General features: G+C 33.9%; 18 protein-coding genes. 1 reads left to right on the top strand and 17 read right to left on the bottom strand.

Annotated elements, in window-relative coordinates; translation table 11 throughout:
* Positions 1-186: 186 nt before the first annotated feature.
* From TETH514_RS01395 to TETH514_RS01325, 15 genes are all read right to left on the bottom strand, one after another.
* Positions 187-957, bottom strand: coding sequence for a hypothetical protein (locus TETH514_RS01395; RefSeq protein WP_009051868.1), 771 nt, complete (start codon positions 955-957; stop codon positions 187-189).
* Positions 958-995: 38 nt separating this feature from the next.
* Positions 996-1757 carry a TSUP family transporter gene (locus TETH514_RS01390; protein ID WP_009051869.1) on the bottom strand — a complete coding sequence of 254 codons (762 nt, stop codon included), beginning with the start codon at positions 1755-1757 and terminating at the stop codon, positions 996-998.
* Positions 1758-1788: 31 nt separating this feature from the next.
* Positions 1789-2763, bottom strand: a complete 975-nt coding sequence (gene dusB / locus TETH514_RS01385) for a tRNA dihydrouridine synthase DusB (protein WP_038016386.1) — start codon at positions 2761-2763, stop codon at positions 1789-1791.
* A gap of 122 nt (positions 2764-2885) precedes the next feature.
* Positions 2886-6740 carry a 5'-nucleotidase C-terminal domain-containing protein gene (locus TETH514_RS01380; protein WP_009051871.1) on the bottom strand — a complete coding sequence of 1285 codons (3855 nt, stop codon included), beginning with the start codon at positions 6738-6740 and terminating at the stop codon, positions 2886-2888.
* Between the two features lie 367 nt (positions 6741-7107).
* On the bottom strand, positions 7108-8274 hold the full coding sequence (locus TETH514_RS01375) for a mannitol-1-phosphate 5-dehydrogenase (RefSeq protein WP_009051872.1): 1167 nt from the start codon (positions 8272-8274) through the stop codon (positions 7108-7110).
* Position 8275: 1 nt separating this feature from the next.
* On the bottom strand, positions 8276-8716 hold the full coding sequence (locus tag TETH514_RS01370) for a PTS sugar transporter subunit IIA (RefSeq protein WP_009051873.1): 441 nt from the start codon (positions 8714-8716) through the stop codon (positions 8276-8278).
* Complete coding sequence (locus TETH514_RS01365; protein WP_009051874.1) at positions 8709-10763, bottom strand: BglG family transcription antiterminator; 2055 nt, start codon at positions 10761-10763, stop codon at positions 8709-8711. The genes TETH514_RS01370 and TETH514_RS01365 overlap by 8 nt, the downstream gene beginning before the upstream one ends.
* 3 nt (positions 10764-10766) lie before the next feature.
* Positions 10767-12212, bottom strand: a complete 1446-nt coding sequence (locus TETH514_RS01360) for a PTS mannitol transporter subunit IICB (RefSeq protein WP_009051875.1) — start codon at positions 12210-12212, stop codon at positions 10767-10769.
* Positions 12213-12361: 149 nt separating this feature from the next.
* Entirely contained in the window at positions 12362-13756 is a 1395-nt protein-coding gene (locus TETH514_RS01355) for a glycoside hydrolase family 1 protein (protein WP_009051876.1), read from the bottom strand.
* Positions 13757-13853: 97 nt separating this feature from the next.
* Complete coding sequence (locus TETH514_RS01350) at positions 13854-15164, bottom strand: 6-phospho-beta-glucosidase (protein WP_009051877.1); 1311 nt, start codon at positions 15162-15164, stop codon at positions 13854-13856.
* Positions 15157-15489 carry a PTS lactose/cellobiose transporter subunit IIA gene (locus TETH514_RS01345; RefSeq protein WP_009051878.1) on the bottom strand — a complete coding sequence of 111 codons (333 nt, stop codon included), beginning with the start codon at positions 15487-15489 and terminating at the stop codon, positions 15157-15159. The genes TETH514_RS01350 and TETH514_RS01345 overlap by 8 nt, the downstream gene beginning before the upstream one ends.
* Before the next feature lie 18 nt (positions 15490-15507).
* Positions 15508-15819: a PTS sugar transporter subunit IIB gene (locus TETH514_RS01340; protein WP_009051879.1), complete on the bottom strand. Its 312-nt coding sequence runs from the start codon at positions 15817-15819 to the stop codon at positions 15508-15510.
* 27 nt (positions 15820-15846) lie between these two features.
* Complete coding sequence (locus tag TETH514_RS01335) at positions 15847-16596, bottom strand: carbohydrate deacetylase (RefSeq protein WP_009051880.1); 750 nt, start codon at positions 16594-16596, stop codon at positions 15847-15849.
* A gap of 60 nt (positions 16597-16656) precedes the next feature.
* Positions 16657-17943, bottom strand: coding sequence for a PTS cellobiose transporter subunit IIC (gene celB, locus TETH514_RS01330; protein ID WP_009051881.1), 1287 nt, complete (start codon positions 17941-17943; stop codon positions 16657-16659).
* Between the two features lie 167 nt (positions 17944-18110).
* On the bottom strand, positions 18111-20816 hold the full coding sequence (locus tag TETH514_RS01325; RefSeq protein WP_009051882.1) for a sigma 54-interacting transcriptional regulator: 2706 nt from the start codon (positions 20814-20816) through the stop codon (positions 18111-18113).
* Positions 20817-20973: 157 nt separating this feature from the next.
* Here TETH514_RS01325 and tlp point away from each other — a divergent pair, with 157 nt between their 5' ends.
* Positions 20974-21231 (top strand): small acid-soluble spore protein Tlp, encoded by a 258-nt coding sequence (gene tlp / locus TETH514_RS01320; protein ID WP_009051883.1) that lies wholly within the window; start codon positions 20974-20976, stop codon positions 21229-21231.
* A 14-nt stretch (positions 21232-21245) separates the two neighbouring features.
* Here the strand turns inward: tlp and TETH514_RS01315 are convergent, their stop codons facing one another.
* Positions 21246-22169, bottom strand: a complete 924-nt coding sequence (locus tag TETH514_RS01315; RefSeq protein WP_009051884.1) for a pseudouridine-5'-phosphate glycosidase — start codon at positions 22167-22169, stop codon at positions 21246-21248.
* Positions 22166-23269 (bottom strand): PfkB family carbohydrate kinase, encoded by a 1104-nt coding sequence (locus TETH514_RS01310; protein ID WP_009051885.1) that lies wholly within the window; start codon positions 23267-23269, stop codon positions 22166-22168. Before TETH514_RS01310 ends, TETH514_RS01315 begins: the two co-directional genes overlap by 4 nt.
* Positions 23270-23304 lie beyond the last annotated feature (35 nt).

The following is a 23304-nucleotide window of genomic DNA, read 5'->3' as shown; positions in this document are numbered from 1 at the left end:
GGCAGGGCCGAAGCCATGGATGGCGAAGGCGGGCACCTGAGGCAAGGAGGCCGATTGTGCCCGGTACCCTGCCGGAGCCCGAAGGTCGAGCTTTAGTTTTGTCGCTTTGGAACATCGGAGCGACGATGCAAAATATCTCCTTTGAAAATTTTTTAACTTTGTCAACAAACTGAGGGATAGTACATACTATCCCCTTGAATACTCAAAAACTTCAGTATATTCACTCATAAAAATGTCAATAGGTAAAACCCAATATCCGTCATTATAGTCAATATCAATACCTGTAATTTTATAATATCCTCTCCAAGGAATCAATGAACAATACCAAACTTTTGAGTTGCTTTTATGAGCACTCCAATAATATCTCTCTCCTATATGTTTTGCAAGTTCATCGACAACTGCAATTCTTTGTTGTAAAGTCGTATTAGGCACATAAAGTCCCCATGCTTCTCCAAAGTTTTCATGATAAAATCGAATAGACTCGTATATTACTCCTTTATTTGGTTCTGCAGTGAGTAAGCATTCATCATCAACGCTCCCATGATATCTTCCGCTATCGAATATAGCAGCATGTCTAATAGCACCTTGTATGTGAAATCCCGGGCTTGTGGCTAAAACAATATCACCTATAGTAAAATTTTCAAATGAAAGATTATTTGTGCAAACCTCTTTTTTACCTTTTGAAGAAATATTTATCCCAAAAACTTCCTCATAATCTACTTCTTTTAAAAGCTCATATAGACTGGCTTTGTATTTTTTTATTTCAAATTCTTTATCATAGGGTTTTGATATCATTATGTGGTCTCCAATTTTCAAAAATCTATTATAAAAAGTTTTTTTGGGTATTGTGTTTTTCCTTTTAATTGCCTCTTTTTGATAGAATTCTATAATGTCAATTCCTTTATATTTTTTTGTTCTATTTTCCTCCCACATATATGCATCATCTCCATGATACATATATGTGGTTAATCCCTTTTATTTGTGCATGTCTTACTTTAATGATTTGTTATATCAAAAATCATTTTCACTGCATACAACAAAGTGACAGAAATCAATATAGGCCTTATAAGCCGAGCTCCATTTTTTATAGCCAGCTTTGTCCCCAATCTTGCCCCCAGTATCATTGCTAACGCCATGGGAATTGCAATAGAATACAATATCTTACCATGTAACGCAAACATAATTAGTGAAGTTATATTGCTTACAAAATTCAGTATTTTCCCATTTCCTGCACTTATTTTAAAATCATAATTCAAAAGTGTTAAGAATAAAAAAATGTAAAATGAACCTGTTCCCGGTCCAAAAAAGCCATCATAAAAGCCAAGAATTATAGAAATTATAAGGCCTATTGCAATAGTCTTTTTATTAACGCCTTCAAATTTGTTTTCATTGCCTATATTTTTAACAAATAAGGTGTATATTGCAACAAAAATCATTAAAATAATTATAATTATCCTTAATTGTGAGCTGTCTAACAAAAGTACAGTTTTGACTCCAAGAATTGCACCTAATAAAGTCCCAAATACCAAGTATTTTAACAAATCTCCATCATACACTCTATACTTTATAAAAGTTAAAGAACTAGTAAAAGAAGCACAAGAAGCAGCAAATTTGTTAGTTCCAAGCGCAAAAGCTGGAGGTACTCCAAGTACTAAAAGCCCTGGAAGGCTTATTATACCGCCTCCACCCGCTATAGAATCAATAAAAGCAGCTGCAAATCCTATACCGCAAAGTGCTATAATATATTCAATTGACAACGTTACCACCTCAATGTAAATAAAATACTCCTCAATTTATAATAGCATCTCTTTTACATTTTATATTTAATAAAAACTCTTTTATTTGCTCATATTTTTCCATTTTAAATACTGCTTCCCTGAGTTTGGCGCTGCCATATAATCCCTTTAAATACCAAGCAATATGTTTTCTCATTTCAAGAATACCTGTTCGTTCTCCTTTATATTCTATCATCATTTCCAAATGCCTGATAATCACTTCTATTTTTTCTTGTATTGTCGGCTCAGGAAGTAATTCTCCGGTATTTAAAAAATGTACAGTTCTTTTAAATATCCAGGGATTACCCTGCGCACCACGTCCTATTAAAATTGCATCGCATCCCGTTTCCTCCAACATTCTTTTTGCATCTTCTGGTGTAAATATATCACCATTGCCTATAACAGGTATTTTTACACTTTCTTTGACTTTTTTTATTATACTCCAGTCAGCTTTTCCAGAATAAAATTGTTCTCTCGTCCTTCCATGTACTGCTACTGCTTTAACGCCAACCTTTTCAGCAATTTGCGCTATTTCCACAGCATTTACATGGTTGTCATCCCACCCTTTTCTTATTTTAACTGTCACAGGCTTATTTGATGCTTTAACAACAGATTCCATCACTTTCTCTGCCAATTCTGGTTTTAGCATGAGTGCCGCTCCATCACCATTTTTAACTATTTTAGGTGTAGGGCATCCCATGTTTATATCGAGAATTAAAGCTTTACTGTCATTTAGCCTTTTTGCTATTTCTCCCATAATGTCTGGGTCAGAGCCGAATATTTGTAAAGCTACACTTTCTCCTTCATCGATGTCTGTCAAAAGCTTTGTATTTTCACTGCCATAATAAAGACCTTTGGCACTCACCATTTCTGTATATGCAAGACCACAACCCATCTCTTGACAAATTAATCTAAAAGGCTTATCTGTAACCCCTGCCATAGGAGATAAAAATACGTTATTTTTTAAAACTACATCACCTATTTTCAAGATTCCTTCATCCCTTTCACTGTAAAATTCCTTTATATATTCTATAACATATTTTCTTTTATCCAACAAATATTCTTAAAAAGAAAAGCTGCGGTTTCCCACAGCTTTTCTTTCTTTACATTTTATTTCGTATATTTTGCGTATACATATCCAAATCCGCCCTTATACTGTATCTGATACCATCCATTATATTCTCCAACTACCTTTAGCAATGTTCCATATGGTACTGCTCCTATTTTCTTTGCATTTATAGAATTTCCTGTTCTTACATTTAGTCCACTTTTTGCTGTGACTTTTACGGTTTTTAGAATAGCTGAGCTTGCTTTATCATTTGTATAACCTGAATATACATATCCGAAACTATTGTTATACTGTACCATATACCATCCATTTTCTTCTTTGACTACTTTTAATTCTGTGCCATATGGTACTGCACCTATTTTTCTCGCCGTTACCGAACTTCCTACTCTTACATTTAATCCACTCTTAGCAGTGACTTTTACAGCCTTCAAAACAACTACATTTGATGGATCGGGAGTCGCAGCAACGTATTTGCCGTAGATATATCCTGTCTTGCCATTGTAGGCAATCTTGTACCAGCCGTTGACTTCTTCAAGCAATGTCACAACTTTTCCGGCAGGAAGTACTCCTATAATTTTGCTTGAAGTGCTTGCGCCTGTCCTCACCTTAAGCGCTGATGCAGTTACAATGCCATAGTTGTATACAGGTTGTGGTGCAGGTTGTGGTGCTGGTGCTTCAATTTCTTCTTCTACAGGTGTTGTTGAGATATACCAGTAATTTTCAACAGTTGGTGTAATTGTACCATGCTCTTGAATATATCTGATCATCAAATTCCTTACCTGTCCGTCATCGCCATAAGCTTTTGCGGAATCAAATACGATTTCTGGATTTGTTATTCCAGCAGCTTGCATGAATCCGCCGCCACCATTGAATCTATAGTTGTTTATTGCTACTGTGAATACATCATCGTCTTTGACAAGTTTGCCATTTACTTTGAGGTTCTTAATTCTGTGCCCTGCTGGTTCTGTTAAATCTATTACATAGCTTGCGCCGTATAGTTGGTCAAGATTATAATCTGGTATATTTAAAGTAGGATCTTTTGTTATAGGTTCATCTGGAGAAGAAACTTGTTTGTAATATCTTGCTGACCATTCCATCCAGTCTTTTAATTGTTTGCCTGTCATCTTTATTCCATACAAGTAGTTTTCATATACATATACACCCATAATGTCTTGAATTGTTATATCGCCTTTCAATATCTTTGCTGAACTGCTAAGTGGTGCAGCAATTGATAGATCAGTTTTTGCATAATATTTTTGAACTTTGTTGATAAGGTCCATTATAGCTGTCTCTTTTACTGTCTGTTCAGTACCTAAGAAGTCACCTGCTGCAACACCGATTTTTGTTCCTATATATTTAAGTGTTGCATCTTGATATGGTTGTGCAAGGTTTAAAATATCTGGGTCTGCTTGTACAGAATCATCCATTTTTATAGTTGCACTCCATTTGCTATCTATTACCCATTTTCCATCAGCATTTTTGCTTATATTAAAGTTTATCTGTGATACATATTCGCCCCATCTTCCAGGTTGTGTTACTATAACTGTTTGCCCTGCAGAATTCGTATAGGTACGTTGTGGTATATTAGCATGTGTATGCCCTGCAACTATTGCATCAATGCCATTTACTTGCGTTGCTACAGCAATTACCTGATTTTCTGGAATAATATCTGTTGGTTTTTCTTCACCAGAATGCATTGTAACGACTACTATATCTGCTCCTGCTTCTCTTAACTTAGGTACCCATTTATTGGCTTCTTCTACCAAGTCATTGAAGTGAAGCCCTGCATAGTGGTCTTTATCTTCCCATGATGGTATAGTTTTGGTCGTAAGGCCTAATATACCAACTTTTACAGGCCCTTGCGGTGTATCAAATGTCTTAATATAGTAAGGGTCAACAAAGTTTGTTCCGTCATCTTTATAAGTATTTGCTGAAAGCACATGTATGCCTTCACTTCTCATGTCTTTTATAACTCTGTTTAAAACGTCAAGCCCATAATTGTATTCATGGTTGCCCAACGTCCAAGTATCATATTTCATTGCACCCATTACTTTTGCTAATGGATACTCTGTTTCAGTATCTATTTTGTTATAGTAGTAAGAAAGAGGTGTTCCTTGAATAGTATCTCCATTATCTACTAATACCACATAAGGATATTGAGCTCTTACTTGTTTTACATAGGTAGCTACTTTTGCAAGACCTCTATTCGCAGGTTTTGCAGTGTTGTAGTCCCATGTGAATATATTGCCATGTATATCTGACGTAGCAAGTACTGTTATTGTCGCATCACTCATTTTAGCCGGTGCAATTCTATTATCTATTTTTGAAGTAATTGTCTTTTGGGCTTTAACTGCATCTATAAATGCATCTCTTACAAGCTTATATGTGTCAATATAAGTTTTTGCAACATCATGGTCTGTAAATCCTGTAAAGCCATCTCCGCCAGTGCCCATAAAGTTGTTTGTCGCAACAAGATAAGTTTTATCCATAAGTATTGGCGTTCCGTCGGACTTTCTCATGTCAAATACTCTTTGCATTGAAGGCTTAGATGGATCATACTTGAAAGTAAGTCCCGCAACCTGTATACCCTTGCCACCATCTTGTACAGCCTGCTCAAGGATAGTTTTTACTTGCGCCCCTGTCATTTTCATTGTAACTATTGTGTTGTCAAAAGGCATCAATTGATACATCATTCCAACAGTTATATCGCCTTTTGGAATATCAATCCTTAATCCACCATTATTGGCAAATCCAAAATCTGCTCCTACTGCATCCTTTGTAACTTGTGCTGCCCAATTGCCTAAGAGAGAGTCTCCATAAGGTTGCGCACTTTGAGTCCTTGTCAAGTCAATTGCAGCTTGACCTATCACTTCGTTAAATATTGGTCCTACATCTTGAACAGCTTTATCGACAATGGCTTGTACTTCAGGATCTACTATAGGATTTTGTGTAGAATACAAACCTGTAATATCAATGTATTGCATATCGCCTGTTGTAACTGTGCCATCATCATTTAATGTTATCTTTAAATCGATGAATCCTCTGCCATAATAGTAAGCAACCCCTACAGGAATTCCATTTACTCTTGTAGTGACAATTGAATGTGTATGTCCACCAAATATCGCATCTACACCTTGAACTTGCTTTGCAAAGTCTATAAGATTACCTGTTGCATTACCTGATTTATCTTGATATGCACCCATATGTGCCAGTACAACAACTATTTGCGCACCTTGTTGTCTTAACTGCTGTGCTAAGTCATTTACAATTGGAACAGGATCTTTAAATTCAACATTTTGTATATATGCAGGCATTATTATATTTGGGAATTCTTTATTGTCTACGATGCCAATTATGCCGATTTTAACCCCATCTTTTTCAATCATTACATAGGGTTTTACATAATTCACCAGTTGCCCCGTTGTTTTATCATACACATTTGCTGCAAGAACAGGAATTGTAGAATTTTTCAATGTAGCATTTTGCGTATCAATTACCGAATCAATTCCCCAATCATATTCATGGTTTCCAAGAGTCATTGCATCAAAACCAATATTTTTCATCATTTCAATGACTGGTTGTCCTTTTAAGACGTTGGAAAGCGGCGTTCCTTGGAACATATCTCCGCCAGATAAAATTACAGTTCTGTCAGGATTTTGAGCTTTTATGTCTTTAATTTGTTTTGCCAAAACACCTGCTATTTGCTGCTTATAAGTTGTCCCATCACTTAATTTACCATCATTTTGTAAATAACCGTGAAAATCGGTGACTACTATAAAGTCAAATGTTTTTGACGTTGCAGCAAAGGCTATCTGCGGTATCGCAGAGAAAAACATGCTAAATACCATTATTGCTGCAACAAATATTGCAAGTATCCTTGACCTTGACCTAAACATTTACATCCTCCTTTTACTAGGATTTTTGTTCTTAGAAAACAAATAGATTTTCAACAACCACCTCCATAATAATTACAGGAAAAATTTTAGACATTTTAAGTATACCAGCAGAGTGTTAAATAGAAGTTAAACTATTATTAATTTTGTGTAAACTGCATCATACATCAGACGTCAGACAAGTCTTAATATAATTATATAAAAGACTTTTTTGACCTTCAACAGCGATTTAGAACAATGTCACATATTTATTTCCAACTTTACTCCTCTTTGCTTTTTCTTTTATACGTTTACTTAGTATTGTAAACATTTTTAAATTTATTATAATAATCTTCCATTAAAAAAAAGATGATATAGAATTCAATCTATATCATCTTTTTCTAAAAGTTTCTTTCAATTCTTTATACTTCTTTACAATTTCTTGCAATAAATCACTATTTTCTTCTAAACCTGTAACTTTGCTTATTGTTTTTTCTAAGCCGAAATTTTTAATGTCATCTTGAATTTTACAAGCTTGAGGGTCTTCCTTATAATCAAACAAAAACCCTGCAGCTATACCATATAGTATAAATTCAGGCGTAATTCCAATTTCATAACAAAGTTTGGCAGGCATCATTAACCGGTCATTTACAGACAATTTCCTTGTAGGCTCTCTTCCTACTCTTACAACTTCGTCTTTTAAATAGGGGTTTTTAAACCTTTTTATTACCTTACTTGCATACCTCTCTAAATCATCTTTTTTTATATTGTGCTTTCTAGAAAGCGCAAGAGAAGCTTCTTCTTGCATCCTAGACACTATATTTCTTATAAAATCGTCCTCAATCGCTTCATGTATATATTTATACCCTTTTAAATATCCTAAATATGCAGTGGTAGCATGGGCTCCATTTAATAAAAATAATTTTCTTTCTATATAAGGTTCAAGGTCATCGACAAGTTCCGCCCCTCTGATATTTAAATCCCCAATAATTGCTTTTTTCTCAATATCCCATTCATAAAAATCTTCCACTGCTACATCTATTGGCAGTTCTTTCTTTATATCTACATTCGGTACTATTCTGTCCACAGCCGTATTAGGAAAACCAATTTTTTGATTTACGTACTCAATAAAATCTCTATCACCTTTTTCCAATATACTATTTTTTAGTATATTTGTTGCAAACAGTGCATTTTCACATGCCATTATATTCAAAGGTTTATCAATGTTAGCTTTTCTTATCTTTAAATAATTTATCAACTTTTCCCCTATGCTCTTAAGATTATTAGCTCCTACTGAAGTCGTAACTATATCTGCATCTACAATAGCCTTGGATAGATTTTCTTCATCCTCGATATGAATAGCTTTGATATTTTTTACTTCTTCTTTTTCCACATTATCTTTTAAAATAATCACATTATATCTTTTATAATTATTTATGCTTTCTACTAATTCTTTTGATATATCAACAAAAGTTATTTCATATCCAGATTTATAAAGCAAATACCCTATAAATCCTCTGCCTATATTCCCTGCTCCAAAATGAACCGCTTTTAACATATTATTCATCACCTTTTTGAAGTATTTCTATTATTTCTTGTTTTGTCCTTGCCTTTTTCAATTTCTCGACATTTTCTTCATACTGGCAGGTAAGAGCTATTTTTGATAATATCTCTAAATGTTCATCTCCCTTGCCTGCAATTCCTATGACAATATAGGCAATATTTCCATCTCCAAAATCTACTCCTTTAGGATATTGCGCTATAACTATTCCAGATTTTTTTATATATTTTACATACCCAGAAACACCGTGAGGAATAGCAATACCATTACCTATATAAGTTGTTACATCTTCTTCTCTTTTTTTCATACCTTCTATATATTCTTTTTCAACATAGCCATTTTTAAAAAGCAAATTTCCTACTCTTTCAATAGCTTGTACTTTAGACTCCGATGGTACATTTAATACGATATTATTTTCGTTTAGTATTTCTTTATTCATCCTCCAAAGCCTCCTGTGTATCATTTAGTATTTTAACTAAGCTATTTCTAATATCTTTGATATCACCAAACCTTAATATTTCATTAAAGGCTTTATCCTCAATTAATGAAATACTTATTTTACCTAACATCTCTAATATCTCACTGCTTTCTGTTTTCCTTGCCAGCATCACAAGAAAAGTATCCACTTCTTCATAAGAAAAACCAGCACTTTTCATCTTTAATGGAGTTTTTAGTTTATAGACGCCGACAAAAGGCATTACCATTTTGTCACTTCTTGTATGAATTAAAGCAATGTGTGTGTTTGGTATGACAACATTGCCCATGGCTTCCCTTTTAAAGATTAGCTCTTCTATTTCTTTTGCATCTTCAGTAAGCATTAAATCATATAAATCTTTTGCAATGAATTTTATTAAATCTGCAATAGTTTTTGCTTCCACGTATTTCAACTGCAAATTCCGAAGTATTTCATCTGCTATTTCAAAGTTTTGTCTCTTTTTCACCATCGGCAAATTCCCTGGCAATTCTTTTTCTTTCTTGACTGCATATTTCTCTATAAACTCTTCGACCTTTTTAATATCTTCTTCTGTCAAAAAAGGCGATACCACAATTACATTATCTTTTAAATCTTCAAGCTTTACTGTAGAAATTATTAGGTCATAGTCATCACTCTTTTTCTTATACTCCCATATTGACCCTATGTCAATAGCATCAATTTCTCTAAAAAGAGTTTTTAATTTAGCTGATAATATTCTCGCAGTTCCCATTCCATTCGGACATATAACAAAAACTCTCAGTTTTTTTGATAAAGCTTGCTGTCTTTCAATTGCAGCTCCAATATGCATTGTAATATAACCAATCTCTTCTTCAGGTATCATGAGATTATATTTAGAAAAAATTAACTTACAAGCTCTATTTACTGCTTTAAACAAATCACCATAGTAATTTTTAATTTCTTCTATTAATGGATTGGTAGTCTGAAGTCCCATTGTCAATCTATAAAGGGCAGGCTCAAAATGCTGGGATAATCCTACAATAAGTTGTTCATCGTAATTTATCTTTATATTTAAAAGCCGAGAAACTTCTTCCACAACCTCTTTTGATAAATCTTGTAAGGAAATGCCAAGCTCTTCAAATCTATTTTGTTTATAGACGTATTTTTTGGGACTTAAATGAATAGCCAAATATGCCAATTCAGCATCTGGCAAATATATTTCATTTTCTTTCAATATTTTTTCTACATCTTTCATGAAAATAAATTCCTTAGAAAGTAAAATGTCTTTTACAAATTCATCGTTAAGCTGTATTGGCTTGTCTATTTTCGTTCTGTAAATAGAAACAAGTAAATGTACAAACATCCCAAAGTAATTTAAGTCAGATAAGTGATCATGTATAACATTTTTAATTTGTTGTACAATTCTTTTCACTAATTGAACTAACTCATTGTCAAAAACTGTGCTAAAAAATGTGTATACATATTTGTCTTTTTCATCATTATAGACAAAAGCTAAAAGTTCTTCTATGGGTTTATAGTTATAAAACAGCTCCACAATTGCACTTCTTTTATCTAATTCACTTCCTTCTACTTTAATCCCATAACCTCTTCTTCTAATAAGAGATAAATTTCTCATTTTTAGCCACTCTTCTATTTTGTCTAGATAAAGACTTATAGTTCCTTCTACAACATTAAATTGATAACTAAAATAAGCTGCTTTTATTGGTTCTTCTGAAAGCAATAATTGTATTGTCATCAATATTTGTCTTTGCTCTGGAGTTAAAAGCCATTGGAGAGGAATAGCACCTAAAGAAGCATGGATTTTATCTAACGCTTCTTCCTCTCCTTTTAAAATGATTTGTCCATTGTCCTCTACAATAACAGCGTTATATTTTTTTAAATTATGGTTTATAGAGGCTATTTCTCTCATAATAGTTCTTCCACTTACATCCATAAGCTTGGAAAGGTCCTCTATATTAGAAGGACCTTTCTCCAATAAAGTTTTTAATATAAACCTTTGCCTTACAGTTAACTCATCCATAATTTTCACCATTAATTATTTTTGATTTTTTACAAGGCTTTTTACAAATTCATCGTAAACAGTGTTATCTAAAAAGTTTTTTACTGTAACGATTTTCGCATTTGGTACGACTTGAGAAGCCCTTTCTGCGAGATTTTCTTGGGTAAATACAACATCCGCTTCTTTTGGTATTTGATTTACAGCTGAATGCTTAACTGTAATATTAAGCCCTGCTTCCTTTAACTTCTTCTTTAAAATAGTTTCTCCCATTGCTGACGAACCCATACCAGCATCGCAAGCAAAAACAATCAATTTAGGCATACTCTCTATTTTCTGTACACTAGGCTTTACTTCTTCAACTTTTTGTCCTTTGCTTTGCGCTTTAAGTCCACTAACGATCGAGCGAGCAAAAGTCATGCTTTCTGCACTCATGCTTTCTTCGCTTGCCCTTTTTACAATGACAGAAGCTATGAGGAAAGAAACAACAGCTCCAACTGTAATACCTGCAAGTACAGGAAGTAATCCGCCTTTTGGTGACATAGCTATCTCTGCAAATATACTACCAGGTGAAGGTGTAGCTACCAAACCCGCTTTTGTCAAAACAAATGTCGCGTCTGCAGCCATTCCACCGCCTATAACTGCCAAGAGTAGTGATGGATTCATCAAAACATAGGGAAAATATATTTCATGTATTCCGCCAAAAAAGTGTATTATGATAGCACCCGGAGCTGATTGTTTTGCATCGCCTTTTCCAAAAAGCCAATATGCCAGTAAAACCCCCAAACCTGGACCTGGATTAGTTTCCAGTAAGAAGAATATTGACTTTCCAAGCTCTTTAACCTGTGCTACTCCAAGAGGAGCCAATATACCGTGGTTAATAGCGTTATTTAAAAACAATATCTTCCCTGGTTCTATAAAAATTGCTATTAAAGGTAATAAGCCTTTGTTTGTCACCCATTGAGCTGCTGCACCTAATCCTACTGATATGCCATTTACCACTGGTTCAACGAAAAGAAATGCTAAAATTGCTAATAAACCACCTAAAATACCTGCTGAGAAATTGTTGACAAGCATTTCAAAACCTGCTGGGATTTTTCCTTCTACAAGCTCGTCAAATTTTTTAATGACATAGCCTCCTAAAGGACCCATCAGCATAGCACCGAGAAACATCGGTATAGATGAACCGATTATGATACCTGCTGTTGCAATGGCTCCTACTACTCCACCTCTTACATCGTATACAAGTTTACCACCTGTATAACCGATTAAAATTGGTAAAAGATACGTTATCATAGGTCCAACAAGTTTAGCCAAATGTTCATTTGGAATCCACCCTGTTGGAATAAAGAAAGCAGTAATAAGTCCCCATGCTATAAAGGCACCAATATTAGGTATTACCATGCCAGCCAAGAAGCCACCAAGCTTTTGCAACTTCGCTTTCACACTTCCGCCACCAGTTATGAGAGCATTAGTGTTTTGCATAAGTTTTACCTCCTTTTTGCATTTATTCTTCTATAATTATTGTAAACCCCCATATGCATTTATGCAATTCAAAGAAAATCAGTTTTGTCATTCGTTTTCTTTGACAAAATTGAAGATAAAAAAATAACCGGCGAAAAAACCGGTTATGATTAATCAACAAATCCATTGTTTTCGGATAATTCTTTATACCAATATCCACTTTTCTTTATAGTTCTTTTCTGTGTTTTTAGATCGACAGATACAAGACCGTAACGGTTTTTATATGCATTTAAGAAGGACCAGTTGTCCATAAAAGTCCATAAATGATATCCTTTTACATTGCATCCCTCTTCAATTGCTTTATGGAGCCACTTCAAATGTTCTTTTATAAACTCTATCCTGTAATCATCTTGGATAATTCCATCTTTTATAAAACGCTCTTCTCCTTCAACTCCCATTCCATTTTCCGAAATAAAAGACCCTATATTGCCATAATTATCTCTTAAATTTATCATTATGTCATATATTCCCCTTTCGTATATCTCCCATCCTCTATAAGGATTCATTCTTCTGCCTGGCATAATATACTCATCATAAAACCAATTAGGTGTAAATACTCCATATGGATTTGGCATATTTTCTTTAGCTTTAACTCTAATTGGCTGATAATAATTTACTCCTAAATATTCCACAGTGTTATTTTTAATTAATTCTAAGTCGCTATCCGAATACTCTGGTAGATGATTGTAAGTTTTTAGAAGTTCAACAAGTTCTTTAGGATACTCTCCTTTGACAGTTGGGTCCAAAAAACTTCTGTTATAGAACAAATCTGCAATCTCTGCGGCTTTTAAATCAGCCGGATGATTACTCCTGGGATATACAGGACTTAAGTTTAAAACAATACCTATTTTAGCCCTTTCTATTTGTAATTTTTTAAATTCCTCTATTGCTCTCGCACTTGCCAGCACTGTGCCATAAGCGAATTGTACTGCTCTTTTAAAATCTACTATATCTGGATAATGGAAATTATATAAATATCCACCTAATACAGGAACTATTGGTTCATTAAATGTAATCCATCTTTTGACTCTATCTCCAAACAACTCAAAGCATGTTTTGGCATATTCAGCAAAATATTCTACTACTTTTCTATTCTCAAAACCTCCCATGTTTTGCATTTCTATAGGCATGTCAAAGTGAAATAGCGTAACAAACGGTTCTATATCATTTTTTATAAGCTCATCAATGACACTGTTATAAAACTCTACGGCTTTTTTATTGACTTCACCAACACCACCAGGTATCAGCCGCGACCATGAAATAGAAAATCTAAAAGAGTTATGTCCAAGTTCTTTCATCAGTTTTATATCGTCTTTATATCTGTGGTAAAAATCAGATGTTACTTGAGGGCCTACTCTATCGAAAAAGCGATTTGGCTCGTTTTTGTACCAATAATCCCATACATTCATTCCCTTTCCATCTTCATTTGCAGCTCCCTCTATTTGTACTGCTGACGTTGCAGACCCCCACCAGAATCCTTCAGGAAATTTGTATTCTTTAGCCATAATTATTTTCCTCCTTGCGCAAGATAATTCAAAATATTATTTAAAAAGTAAAAAGTAATTTAACGGAAAAAATTACTTTGTAAAATCAGCAATATTTCTATTTATACTGTGGCAAATACTCTTTATTTTGCTCAAGTATATCATCAAGAATTTTTTTAGCAACAGTCGCAGAAGGTACTAATGGATGAATTGTCAACGCCTGTAAAGCTGTATAATAGTTCCCCTTTACCCCTGCTTCTATAGTAAGTTCTTCATAGGCTTTTACTGCTTGCATTAAACCCCTTATTTTCGCTGGCACATGTCCAATATTTATCGGATGAGCCCCATTTCTATCTATTATTGCATTTGTTTCTATCACCACATCATCTGGCAAATCTGCGATTGTACCATTGTTTCTCACATTGACCACATGTATGTCTTTTTTGTCATTATATATTGAACTTATCAGGGAGCAAGCAGCATCAGAATAATGAGCTCCTCCCCTTTTTTCTAATTGCGGCGGTTTTATATTCAAATTTGGGTCTTTATATAATTCAAATAATTCTTGCTCTACCTTTTTAACGACTTCTCCTCTTGTGCCTACTGTAGCAGCTTCTTTTTTCTGTCCTTCAAGCATTTTATCTGTTAAATAATAGTATCTGTGGTATGGACAAGGATACATACCAAGAGATTTTATAAATTCAGGTTCCCATGGCAACTCAGGTATATTTTTCATTGATAAAGATTTACCACCTGCGAAACTGTCTATTAGTTTTTCGGTTATATCTTCGCCATCTAAGTAAATATGAGTACCCCATACTAAATGATTAAGCCCTGTAAAATCTATATACACTCTTTTTGGATCAACACCAAGTACTTCTGCAACACCGTATACCATACCTATAGGTACATTACATAATCCGATCGCTTTTACATTTGTATGCTTTAAAATCGTTTCTGTTATCACTCCTGAAGGATTTGTAAAATTAATAAGCCATGCATTTGGAGCAAGTTCCTCTACGTCTTTACATATGTCTAAAATAACAGGTATTGTTCTCTGTGCTTTTGCAAAACCACCGGGTCCAGTTGTTTCTTGCCCTATAACATCATACTTTAGAGGAATTTTTTCATCTCTAATTCTTGCATCTATCAGCCCTACTCTAAACTGGGTAACAACAAAATCTGCATCTTTTATGGCTTTTCGCCTGTCCAAAGTCAAATGAATGTTTATACCTACACCAGCTTTTTCTACCATTCTTTTTGCAAGACCGCCAACAATCTCAAGTTTTTCTTGGCCTTCTTCTATATCTACTAAATATAAGTCTTTAACTGGTAGTTCATTATACCTCTTGATAAAGCCCTCAATAAGTTCGGGGGTATAACTAGAACCCCCTCCAATTACAGCAATTTTCAAATCTTTTTTAGACATTAAAAGTTGCCCCCTTTGTTTGATAAATAACTTTATACAAGTCAACCATTTCCGTTATTAATTCTTTTGCAAGAATTGCATTCATAAGATGGTCTTCTGCATGTACTAAAAGAAGTGTAACTTCTTGTTTTTCTCCTGCCGCTTCTTTGTGTATCATATCTGTCTGAACGTGATGAGCTTCTAAAAGCTCTTCACTTGCTTTATTTAACCACTTTTCGGCCTCCTCAAAATTACCCTCTCTTGCATGCTTTAATGCTTCAAAAGAATTACTTCGTGCATTTCCTGCATGAGATATGATAGTAAAAACAATTTGTTCAAGATCCATTTTTCTGCCTCCTAATTTTTATTTGTTTTTTAGCGCCTCAATTGCTAAATCCAATGTTTTGGCTCCATCTATCATCCCATATATGTTTGGTGGAATTACTCTATACACTTTATTTCTCTCTTTCGCAAGCTCTGAAACATACTTTTCTTTATACCTGATTTGAGGACCTAACAATATAACATCATAATCATCTATTACTTTTTCTAAATTATCTGCAGCTTCTGCAAAAATGTATAAATCTTTCATCCCTCTTTTTTCGCCCTCTTTTTTCATTTTTTCAACCAATAAACTTGTAGACATTCCTGCACCACAGATTAATAGAATTTTCATTGTAAATACCCTCCTTCTACTTTAAATTTATTTTAATATCGAATAGTTAGCTAACAAAATGTTATTATCAAGAATAAATTGTAAAACATCTTTATCAGTCAATATTGTTCTCTCAATTTCTCTTTTCGTATTATAAGACGAAATATTCATTAATTCATCATCTACGTAAGCTGGATGGCTCATTATTTCTGTTATACCTTCCTTTAAACTACCTAATATAGACAATAAATTTTCTTTTTTAACACCTTCATCATAGAAATTATAAATAAAATTATCAACTGTTTTTAAGCCAGCTTTAATAATTATTTCCCTATCCAATGGAGTAGATCGTACAGGCAAGTTATATTTGTAAGCCATTTCTATGAATACATCTATTACCCTGGGATGACTTTGCGCATGATGATGACTATCCATATGAGTTATCGTTACACCTAAAGAAAAAGCTTTTTTAATTTGCTCTTCTATTTCTATTCTGATTTGATCCACATCAGCATCATCTAAAGAATGAGGAAAACCTCTCTTAAAATATCCTCTTTCATCTACCAAAGTATTCACTTTTTCAGGACTACTTAACGGTTTACCAGCATCTAGAGTTATGTGTATCCCAAAACCTAAATCTGGACATAATTCTTTAATTTCTAAAGCTTCATGTGCATAAGGCATATTACACATTATAGAAGTACTCCTTAAAATGCCATTTTTGTAGCACTCAACAACTCCTTTGTTAACCCCTTTTGTCAATCCAAAATCATCTGCATTTACAATTAAATATTTCATCTGTACCACCCTTTTTATGGAATATATATCCTGAGAGGCGTTGCCTCTCAGGATATATCATTATGCCTTTGTTTTAACCAATTTTTCTTGTTCTCTTAACTGCTCTTCTTCTTCTAACTTCTTGTTATCCCATAATTTCAAAAATGGATAGTAAATCGCTCCCGCTACGGCAAAGTTTATAATTTGTAAAATAATAGCCTTCCAATCTCCTGTAGTCAAGAATCCACTAATCAACACAGGTGTTGTCCATGGAATCAAAGCATAAGGTCGAGCCACAAGATTTAATGCCATCGCAAAATAAGTTATAAGACCTGCTGCAATAGGAGCTAAAATAAATGGTATAATCATAACGGGATTCATCACTATTGGCATGCCAAAAGTAATAGGTTCGTTTATGTTAAATATACCCGGCCCAATAGCAGATTTTCCAACAGCTTTTAGCTGCTCCGATTTTGTTGCAAATAACAAAAGTAAAGCTAGTGCTAATGTTGTTCCGGAACCACCTATATAAATGAAGATATCAAAAAACTGTTGTGTTACGATGTGAGGTAAAATTTTTTCTCCAGCCATCTTAGCAGCTGCATTCTGTTGAGTAAAAGTAAGCCATATCGGTCCCAAAATTCCCCCCACTAAAGCTGCTCCGTGAATACCTACGCTCCATAAGAGCTGAATTGCTAATATTGCTAGTATTACTGCAGGAAGTGTAGAACCTAATCTCATAAGAGGTATAGCAATTAATTTATTTATAGCCTCGGGTATTGTCAAATGAACGGTCTTAATAAGTATCATGTGAATTATCCATATAGAAGTAATAATCACAAAACCAGGTATCAAAGCTGCGAAAGACCTTGCAACAGTAGGAGGTACCCCCTCAGGCATACGAATAATCAAATTTTTCTCTACAAATTTCCTTTGGACTTCTACTGTAAAAATTGCTAGGATCATTGCAACAAACAACCCTTGGCTTCCCATCCAACCCAGAGGAATGTTACCATCTTGTGTTAAAGGTACTGACAACATAAAAGTCGATAAACTCAATACTCCAGAAGCTACAGGATCTATTTTATATGTTCCTGCCAGCGAATAAGCTATTGTAAAAGATGCTACCATAGCAATTATTCCAAATGTTGCATTGACTATTTTTAATAAATCATTTACATAAGGTTTAACTAGTTCTTCTAGAGCTCCAATTGGTGGAAAAGCTATAATTAAAAAGAATGATCCGATAAGTAAAAGAGGCATTGTAGCAACTATTCCATCACGAATAGATTTTAAGTGCCTTTGCTCAGCAATTCTACCTGCCACAGGCATGAAATACCTGTCGAGGAAATTAATAAGTGCATCCATTAGACCAACTCCTTTTTTAAATTTTTTGCATTATACCTTATATGCAAATCTCATGCCAAATAGCAATCATCTTAACAAAATTGCTACTTTTCCGCCTTCAATGACGATGTTTATTGAACCATTTCAATGTGTATCATTTAAAAACCTATTCAATACACATATGTGTATCAAAGTGAATAGATTATTTTCATCATATTTACACATTCTTCGTCTGAAATTTTTACACTACATCCTTCTTCGATAATCCTTATAGCTTTTTTTATAATATCAAACTCTTTTGGATAATTCTTAATGTATTCTTGTGTATCCTTCATGTGTATTAACTGTTTTCCTTGTAATATACGCTCAACTACACAGGCAAGATGAAGTATTAATCCTATTGTAATATCTTCATTTAAATTTACTCCTTCTCTTATTAAAGCTGCATAAAATCTTTTAAAAGAAGATATATACTTTTCTGAATCTATCTTTATATTTTCTCTTATAACCTCCTTCATGTTATCAATTACCTCAATTTGCGAAAGAGCTTCAATTTTATTTTTCAATACAGATAATTTATCATTATCAAACACATCTGATGTAGAAATATACAATATAGAATCATCCTGTGGATTTATAGCACTTACAACAGCTAAAATATTTTTTTCTTCTTTGATGTTGAGTAGTTTTCTTCTAAATTCTCTTTTGCTTTCAACCTCAATAGGAATAATATCTATATCTTTCTCTTTTAAGTTAAGGTCTCTTTCAAGTATTGATTTAAGTTTAACTGCTGTCCCTTCACCGGTTATACAAGCAGTTATGATAACATTCTTTTTAAGAGAAGCTTCAAATTTAACACTGTCTTTGTAGATTCTGCCTACATAAGGACTAAAATTAACAACTGCATCATACACTTCCTCTAAAGATGCGTTAAGGATTGCCTTTCTTGCCGCTTCTAAAACCATAGGAGTAGAAACCATTTCAATCGTTTTGACGGGTATTCCTGTCTTTTCGTATATCATGTCACCAAATAACACTAATGACCCCATGTCGACAAGAAGTAAAACGCCTCTTCCTTTGTCCACTCTTTTTACAATATTAGTTAAATTATTTAACGCAACTTCTGGTTTTTGATCAAGTGGCATATTATAACCAATTACATAATTATCACCTAAAAGCCTGTTAGAAACCTCTGCAATGGAAGTAGCAGCGGCTTCTCCATGCATTGCAACAATAATTCCTACCCTTTCGTCTTTTTCTTTTGTTTCCTCCTCAAGACATAAAAACATTGTAACAAAACCCACTTCATCATCAGGTACTTTTATGTTAAACTCTTTTTGGACCCTTTCTCTCAAAGCCTTTGCCACTTCAAATTCTTTTTCATACACTCTCTTTATGTTTTCCAGCTGATGATTTACAATATCTTTGCCACTTAGTATTCTTTCAACAGAACTGGCTACATGCATAGAAAGGCCGTATAAAGTTTTTTCACTAAAGGACCTTTTTAACTTTTTACTGGCATAATTCAAAAAATCGTTTACTATATCGACAATCTTTTTATCCACTACTTTATACAATTCCTCCAAATTATTTTTATCAAGATTTAAGAGATACTTTTTCAAATATGTCTCTATATCAATACTCATGATGAGTCTTATATCACTTTCGTTAAGTCCTTTTTGCTCCAAAGCTTTTCTTTTTTCTTCTAATGCCTCATAAAAATTGAATATCTGATTATTCTGTTGGATAACAGGAGTAGCATTATCAACTGAAAACTTTATTATATCTCCCGTAATAAATCTATCAATTTCATCTTTCGATTCCTTATACTTAAACAATCCTCTTCTGACATACTCAGGTAAATCTTCAGTATGCACGCATACTCCTTTATCTCTTTTCATCATGTACCCAAGATAAGCTTTTGCAATTGAAAGTTTTATATCACTTTTCAGTTGACCTATATTATTAGGACACTCATAAAGCAATAAAGCTTTCAAAGCATTTGAAGTGATCATAATATCAGTGTTAATAATAGCTGCTTCTTCTCTAAAGAAATTTTTAATAAGTTCAAATCTTTCTTCATATGTTCTTTCTGCTAAAGCTGGCAATTTAATCACCATTGGTATCCGCCTTATAAAAGTCCTAAGAAGAGTAGACTCAATATTTTCTGTTGTAGCGCATATTATTAAAACATTCGCTTTATGTTGCGTCTCAGATTCTCCAAGCCGTCTATAAAGTCCTTTATCAATTAGATAAAAAAGCATCTCTTGTCCTTCTGGTGGAAGCCTATGGACTTCATCAAGGAAAAGTATGCCACCATCTGCTTTTTCAACAAGGCCCATTCTATCCTTATCGGCACCAGTATACGCTCCTTTTTTCACGCCAAACAGTTGTGACATTAAAAGTTGCGGATTATTAGCATAGTCAGCACAGTTAAAAGTCACAAAAGGAGCGTTCCTTTTTATCCTTCCAATTTCTTTTGCGAAACTATACATGACCTCTGCAAACATGGATTTGCCTGTACCCGTCTCTCCAAGCAAAAGTGTATGAAGACCATTGGGAGGATAAATTATAGCAGCTTTTGCTTGTTGTACGGCATTTTTAAGGCTTAAATTAGCTCCTATTATGCTGTCAAATACATCTTTCACTACCATATCACTTTCATCAGAAACTATATCAAGTTCTTTAACCTTATACAAAACTGGTTTGCCTTCAACTTTTATAACTTTTCCTTCTCTAAAAAGGGTATTTAAATCGCTGGAAGCATTTGTTCTTTGTATATTAAGAGCATGTGCAATTTCCATAGCTGAAACTCCAATTATTTCTCCTCTTTCAGCAAATTGCTTGCTACATAATTCTTTTACACAATTATAAACTTTATCAATCCTTTTCACATCCTTCGCCCCCTTTTATGATACATTTTATCATAAAATACAAAAAAATAATACACTTTAAAACACTTAACCTTAAAAACATGCTTTTTGCAATACATATAAATGTTGTTACTGAACAAAATAAATATGAGAAACTTTAAATTTAGGAGTGAGATTTATGGCAAAGGAAAATGATAAATACACAAAACCTCCAAAGCCGGATGACCGCTCAGACAATGTAGAGAAATTACAACAGATGATACACGATACTATAGAAAATTATAGAGAAGCAGAAGATTACCTAAAATTACACGCAGAAGAACTTTCTCCTGAAGAAATAGAAAGGATTAAGCAGAAAAACAAAAATAGGCTGACAAGTATACAAAACATGAGAGAAGAAATAATAGATGAAGTACACGATAACGACAAAAAGTAGGTATAAGAGGCGGATTACGCCTCTTTATACAATTTATTTAATTCAATGGCAATTTTCGCACCTACATGGGCATTATTTTTGACAAGTTCAATATTAGCTTTTAAGCTTTTACCTTGTGTCAAATCTTTTATTTTATCCAACAAAAAAGGCGTTATTTCTTTACCTTTTATATTGCGTTTTTCTGCCTCATAAAGAGCATCTTCTATTGCTTTATCTATATAAGTCTTATCCAAGGCATATTCTTTTGGAATAGGATTTGCAATTAAAACCCCACCTTTTAAGCCTAAATCCCATTTTGTCTTTATAATTTTTGCAGCCTCTATTTCGTCATCCACTTTATAATCAACTTTAAGTCCGCTTTCCCTTGTATAAAAAGCTGGAAACTCTGAAGTTTTAAACCCTACCACAGGAACCCCAAAGGTTTCAAGGTATTCAAGAGTGCGAGGAAGGTCAAGTATTGCCTTTGCACCTGCACACACAACTGCTACATCTGTATTTGCAAGTTCTTGTAAATCGGCTGATATATCAAAAGTCTGTTCAGCTCCTCTGTGGACACCTCCTATACCTCCTGTAACAAACACTTTTATGCCTGCAAGATTTGCACAAATCATTGTTGCGGAAACTGTAGTCGCTGCACTAAGTCCTTTTGCTAAAACTACGGGTAAATCCCTTCTGCTAGCTTTTAATATTTCTTTTGAAGTTCCCATAAATTCGAGTTCTTCTTCGCTTAAACCAATTTTTATTCTTCCATTTATAATGGCAATTGTAGCAGGTATAGCTCCATGTTCTCTTACAATATTCTCCAAAGTTTTAGCCGTCTCAATATTTTCCGGATAAGGCATTCCGTGAGATATTATAGTAGATTCAAGTGCAACAACAGGCTTCCTTTCTTCCATTGCTTCTTTAACTTCTTTTGACAAATCAATAAACTTATTCATTTTACAATCTCCTTTACTATATTTTTTAATTGATTTTCATTTAAAAATGGATTTACTGTATAAGGTGAGGATATTGTAAGAGATGCCGCAGCAAGACCAAATTTTGCTGATACATCCAGAGGATAGCCATTAAAAATACCATAAACAAGGCCAGCAGTTAAAGCATCTCCTGCACCTGTAGCATCAACAATTTCAGCATCATACGGTTTTATAAATTTTTCAAATTCTGCTGATGAAATATACACGCCTCTTTCTCCTAAAGTTACTATGACATTTTTAACACCTTTTTGTCTTAAATGCTTTACTGCTTTTTTCATATCCTCATCATTTGCTATTTTAACTCCAGATATCGATTCAAGTTCTTCTTTATTTGGAGTTACATAATCGATTTTGTCAAGTACACTCTTTAGTTTTTTCGCCTTATCTATTGAAACGGGCTCTGCCACTACAGGAATATTATTATTGTAGCAAAGCTCCACAATATATTTGATGCTGTCTTCAGGAATATTTGTATCAAAAACTACAATTTCACTATTTTTTATAACTTCCATCTTGGACTCAAGATATTGTATATTTAACTCTTCTAAAATGTCCATTCCTGAAAGAGCCACATCCATATCACCAATTGCATTAAGAATGGCAAGATATATACCTGTACGCCTTGTATTTGAAATTACAATCTGTTCAACATTTACCCCTGCTTGCCTTGTCTCCTCAAGAAGCCTTCTTCCTTCATCATCATTACCCACAACGCTCAAAAGCGTAACAGGTAAGCTAAGCTGTGCAAGGTTGTGAGCAATATTTCTTCCTACACCACCAGGTGCTATGTTTATGTGTCCAGGATTTGAAGTGTGCTTCATAAGCTCTGAATAGGGTTTACCTTTTATATCTATATTTGCTCCTCCAATTACAGTAATACCTTTAAAGTCCCTCACCACATAGCCTCTTCCTAATATAAAGCCCTTTTTCATGAGGTTTGCTATGTGCCCTGCAACAGCTGACCTGCTAATACCCATAAGCTGTGCTAATTCTTCTTGAGAAATCATTGGATTTTTCTTTATAAATCTCAATATCTCTTTTTCCCTCTGTGTCAATGCCACATCAATACACTCCCAAACAATTATTTGTTTATCAA

Source organism: Thermoanaerobacter sp. X514 (assembly GCF_000019065.1).
In the GTDB taxonomy this organism is placed as follows: Bacteria; Bacillota; Thermoanaerobacteria; order Thermoanaerobacterales; family Thermoanaerobacteraceae; genus Thermoanaerobacter; species Thermoanaerobacter pseudethanolicus.
Note: the sequence above shows the minus strand (reverse complement) of the source record. Positions and strands in the feature narration are given on the sequence as shown.

Bases quoted from the DNA above. Each gene is read 5' to 3' on its own strand.
- TETH514_RS01395 (WP_009051868.1), bottom strand. From the start codon at position 957: ATGTATCATGGAGATGATGCATATATGTGGGAGGAAAATAGAACAAAA.
- TETH514_RS01380 (WP_009051871.1), bottom strand. From the start codon at position 6,740: ATGTTTAGGTCAAGGTCAAGGATACTTGCAATATTTGTTGCAGCAATA.
- TETH514_RS01375 (WP_009051872.1), bottom strand. From the start codon at position 8,274: ATGTTAAAAGCGGTTCATTTTGGAGCAGGGAATATAGGCAGAGGATTT.
- TETH514_RS01370 (WP_009051873.1), bottom strand. From the start codon at position 8,716: ATGAATAAAGAAATACTAAACGAAAATAATATCGTATTAAATGTACCA.
- TETH514_RS01365 (WP_009051874.1), bottom strand. From the start codon at position 10,763: ATGGTGAAAATTATGGATGAGTTAACTGTAAGGCAAAGGTTTATATTA.
- TETH514_RS01360 (WP_009051875.1), bottom strand. From the start codon at position 12,212: ATGCAAAACACTAATGCTCTCATAACTGGTGGCGGAAGTGTGAAAGCG.
- TETH514_RS01355 (WP_009051876.1), bottom strand. From the start codon at position 13,756: ATGGCTAAAGAATACAAATTTCCTGAAGGATTCTGGTGGGGGTCTGCA.
- TETH514_RS01350 (WP_009051877.1), bottom strand. From the start codon at position 15,164: ATGTCTAAAAAAGATTTGAAAATTGCTGTAATTGGAGGGGGTTCTAGT.
- TETH514_RS01345 (WP_009051878.1), bottom strand. From the start codon at position 15,489: ATGGATCTTGAACAAATTGTTTTTACTATCATATCTCATGCAGGAAAT.
- TETH514_RS01340 (WP_009051879.1), bottom strand. From the start codon at position 15,819: ATGAAAATTCTATTAATCTGTGGTGCAGGAATGTCTACAAGTTTATTG.
- TETH514_RS01335 (WP_009051880.1), bottom strand. From the start codon at position 16,596: ATGAAATATTTAATTGTAAATGCAGATGATTTTGGATTGACAAAAGGG.
- celB (WP_009051881.1), bottom strand. From the start codon at position 17,943: ATGGATGCACTTATTAATTTCCTCGACAGGTATTTCATGCCTGTGGCA.
- tlp (WP_009051883.1), top strand. From the start codon at position 20,974: ATGGCAAAGGAAAATGATAAATACACAAAACCTCCAAAGCCGGATGAC.
- TETH514_RS01315 (WP_009051884.1), bottom strand. From the start codon at position 22,169: ATGAATAAGTTTATTGATTTGTCAAAAGAAGTTAAAGAAGCAATGGAA.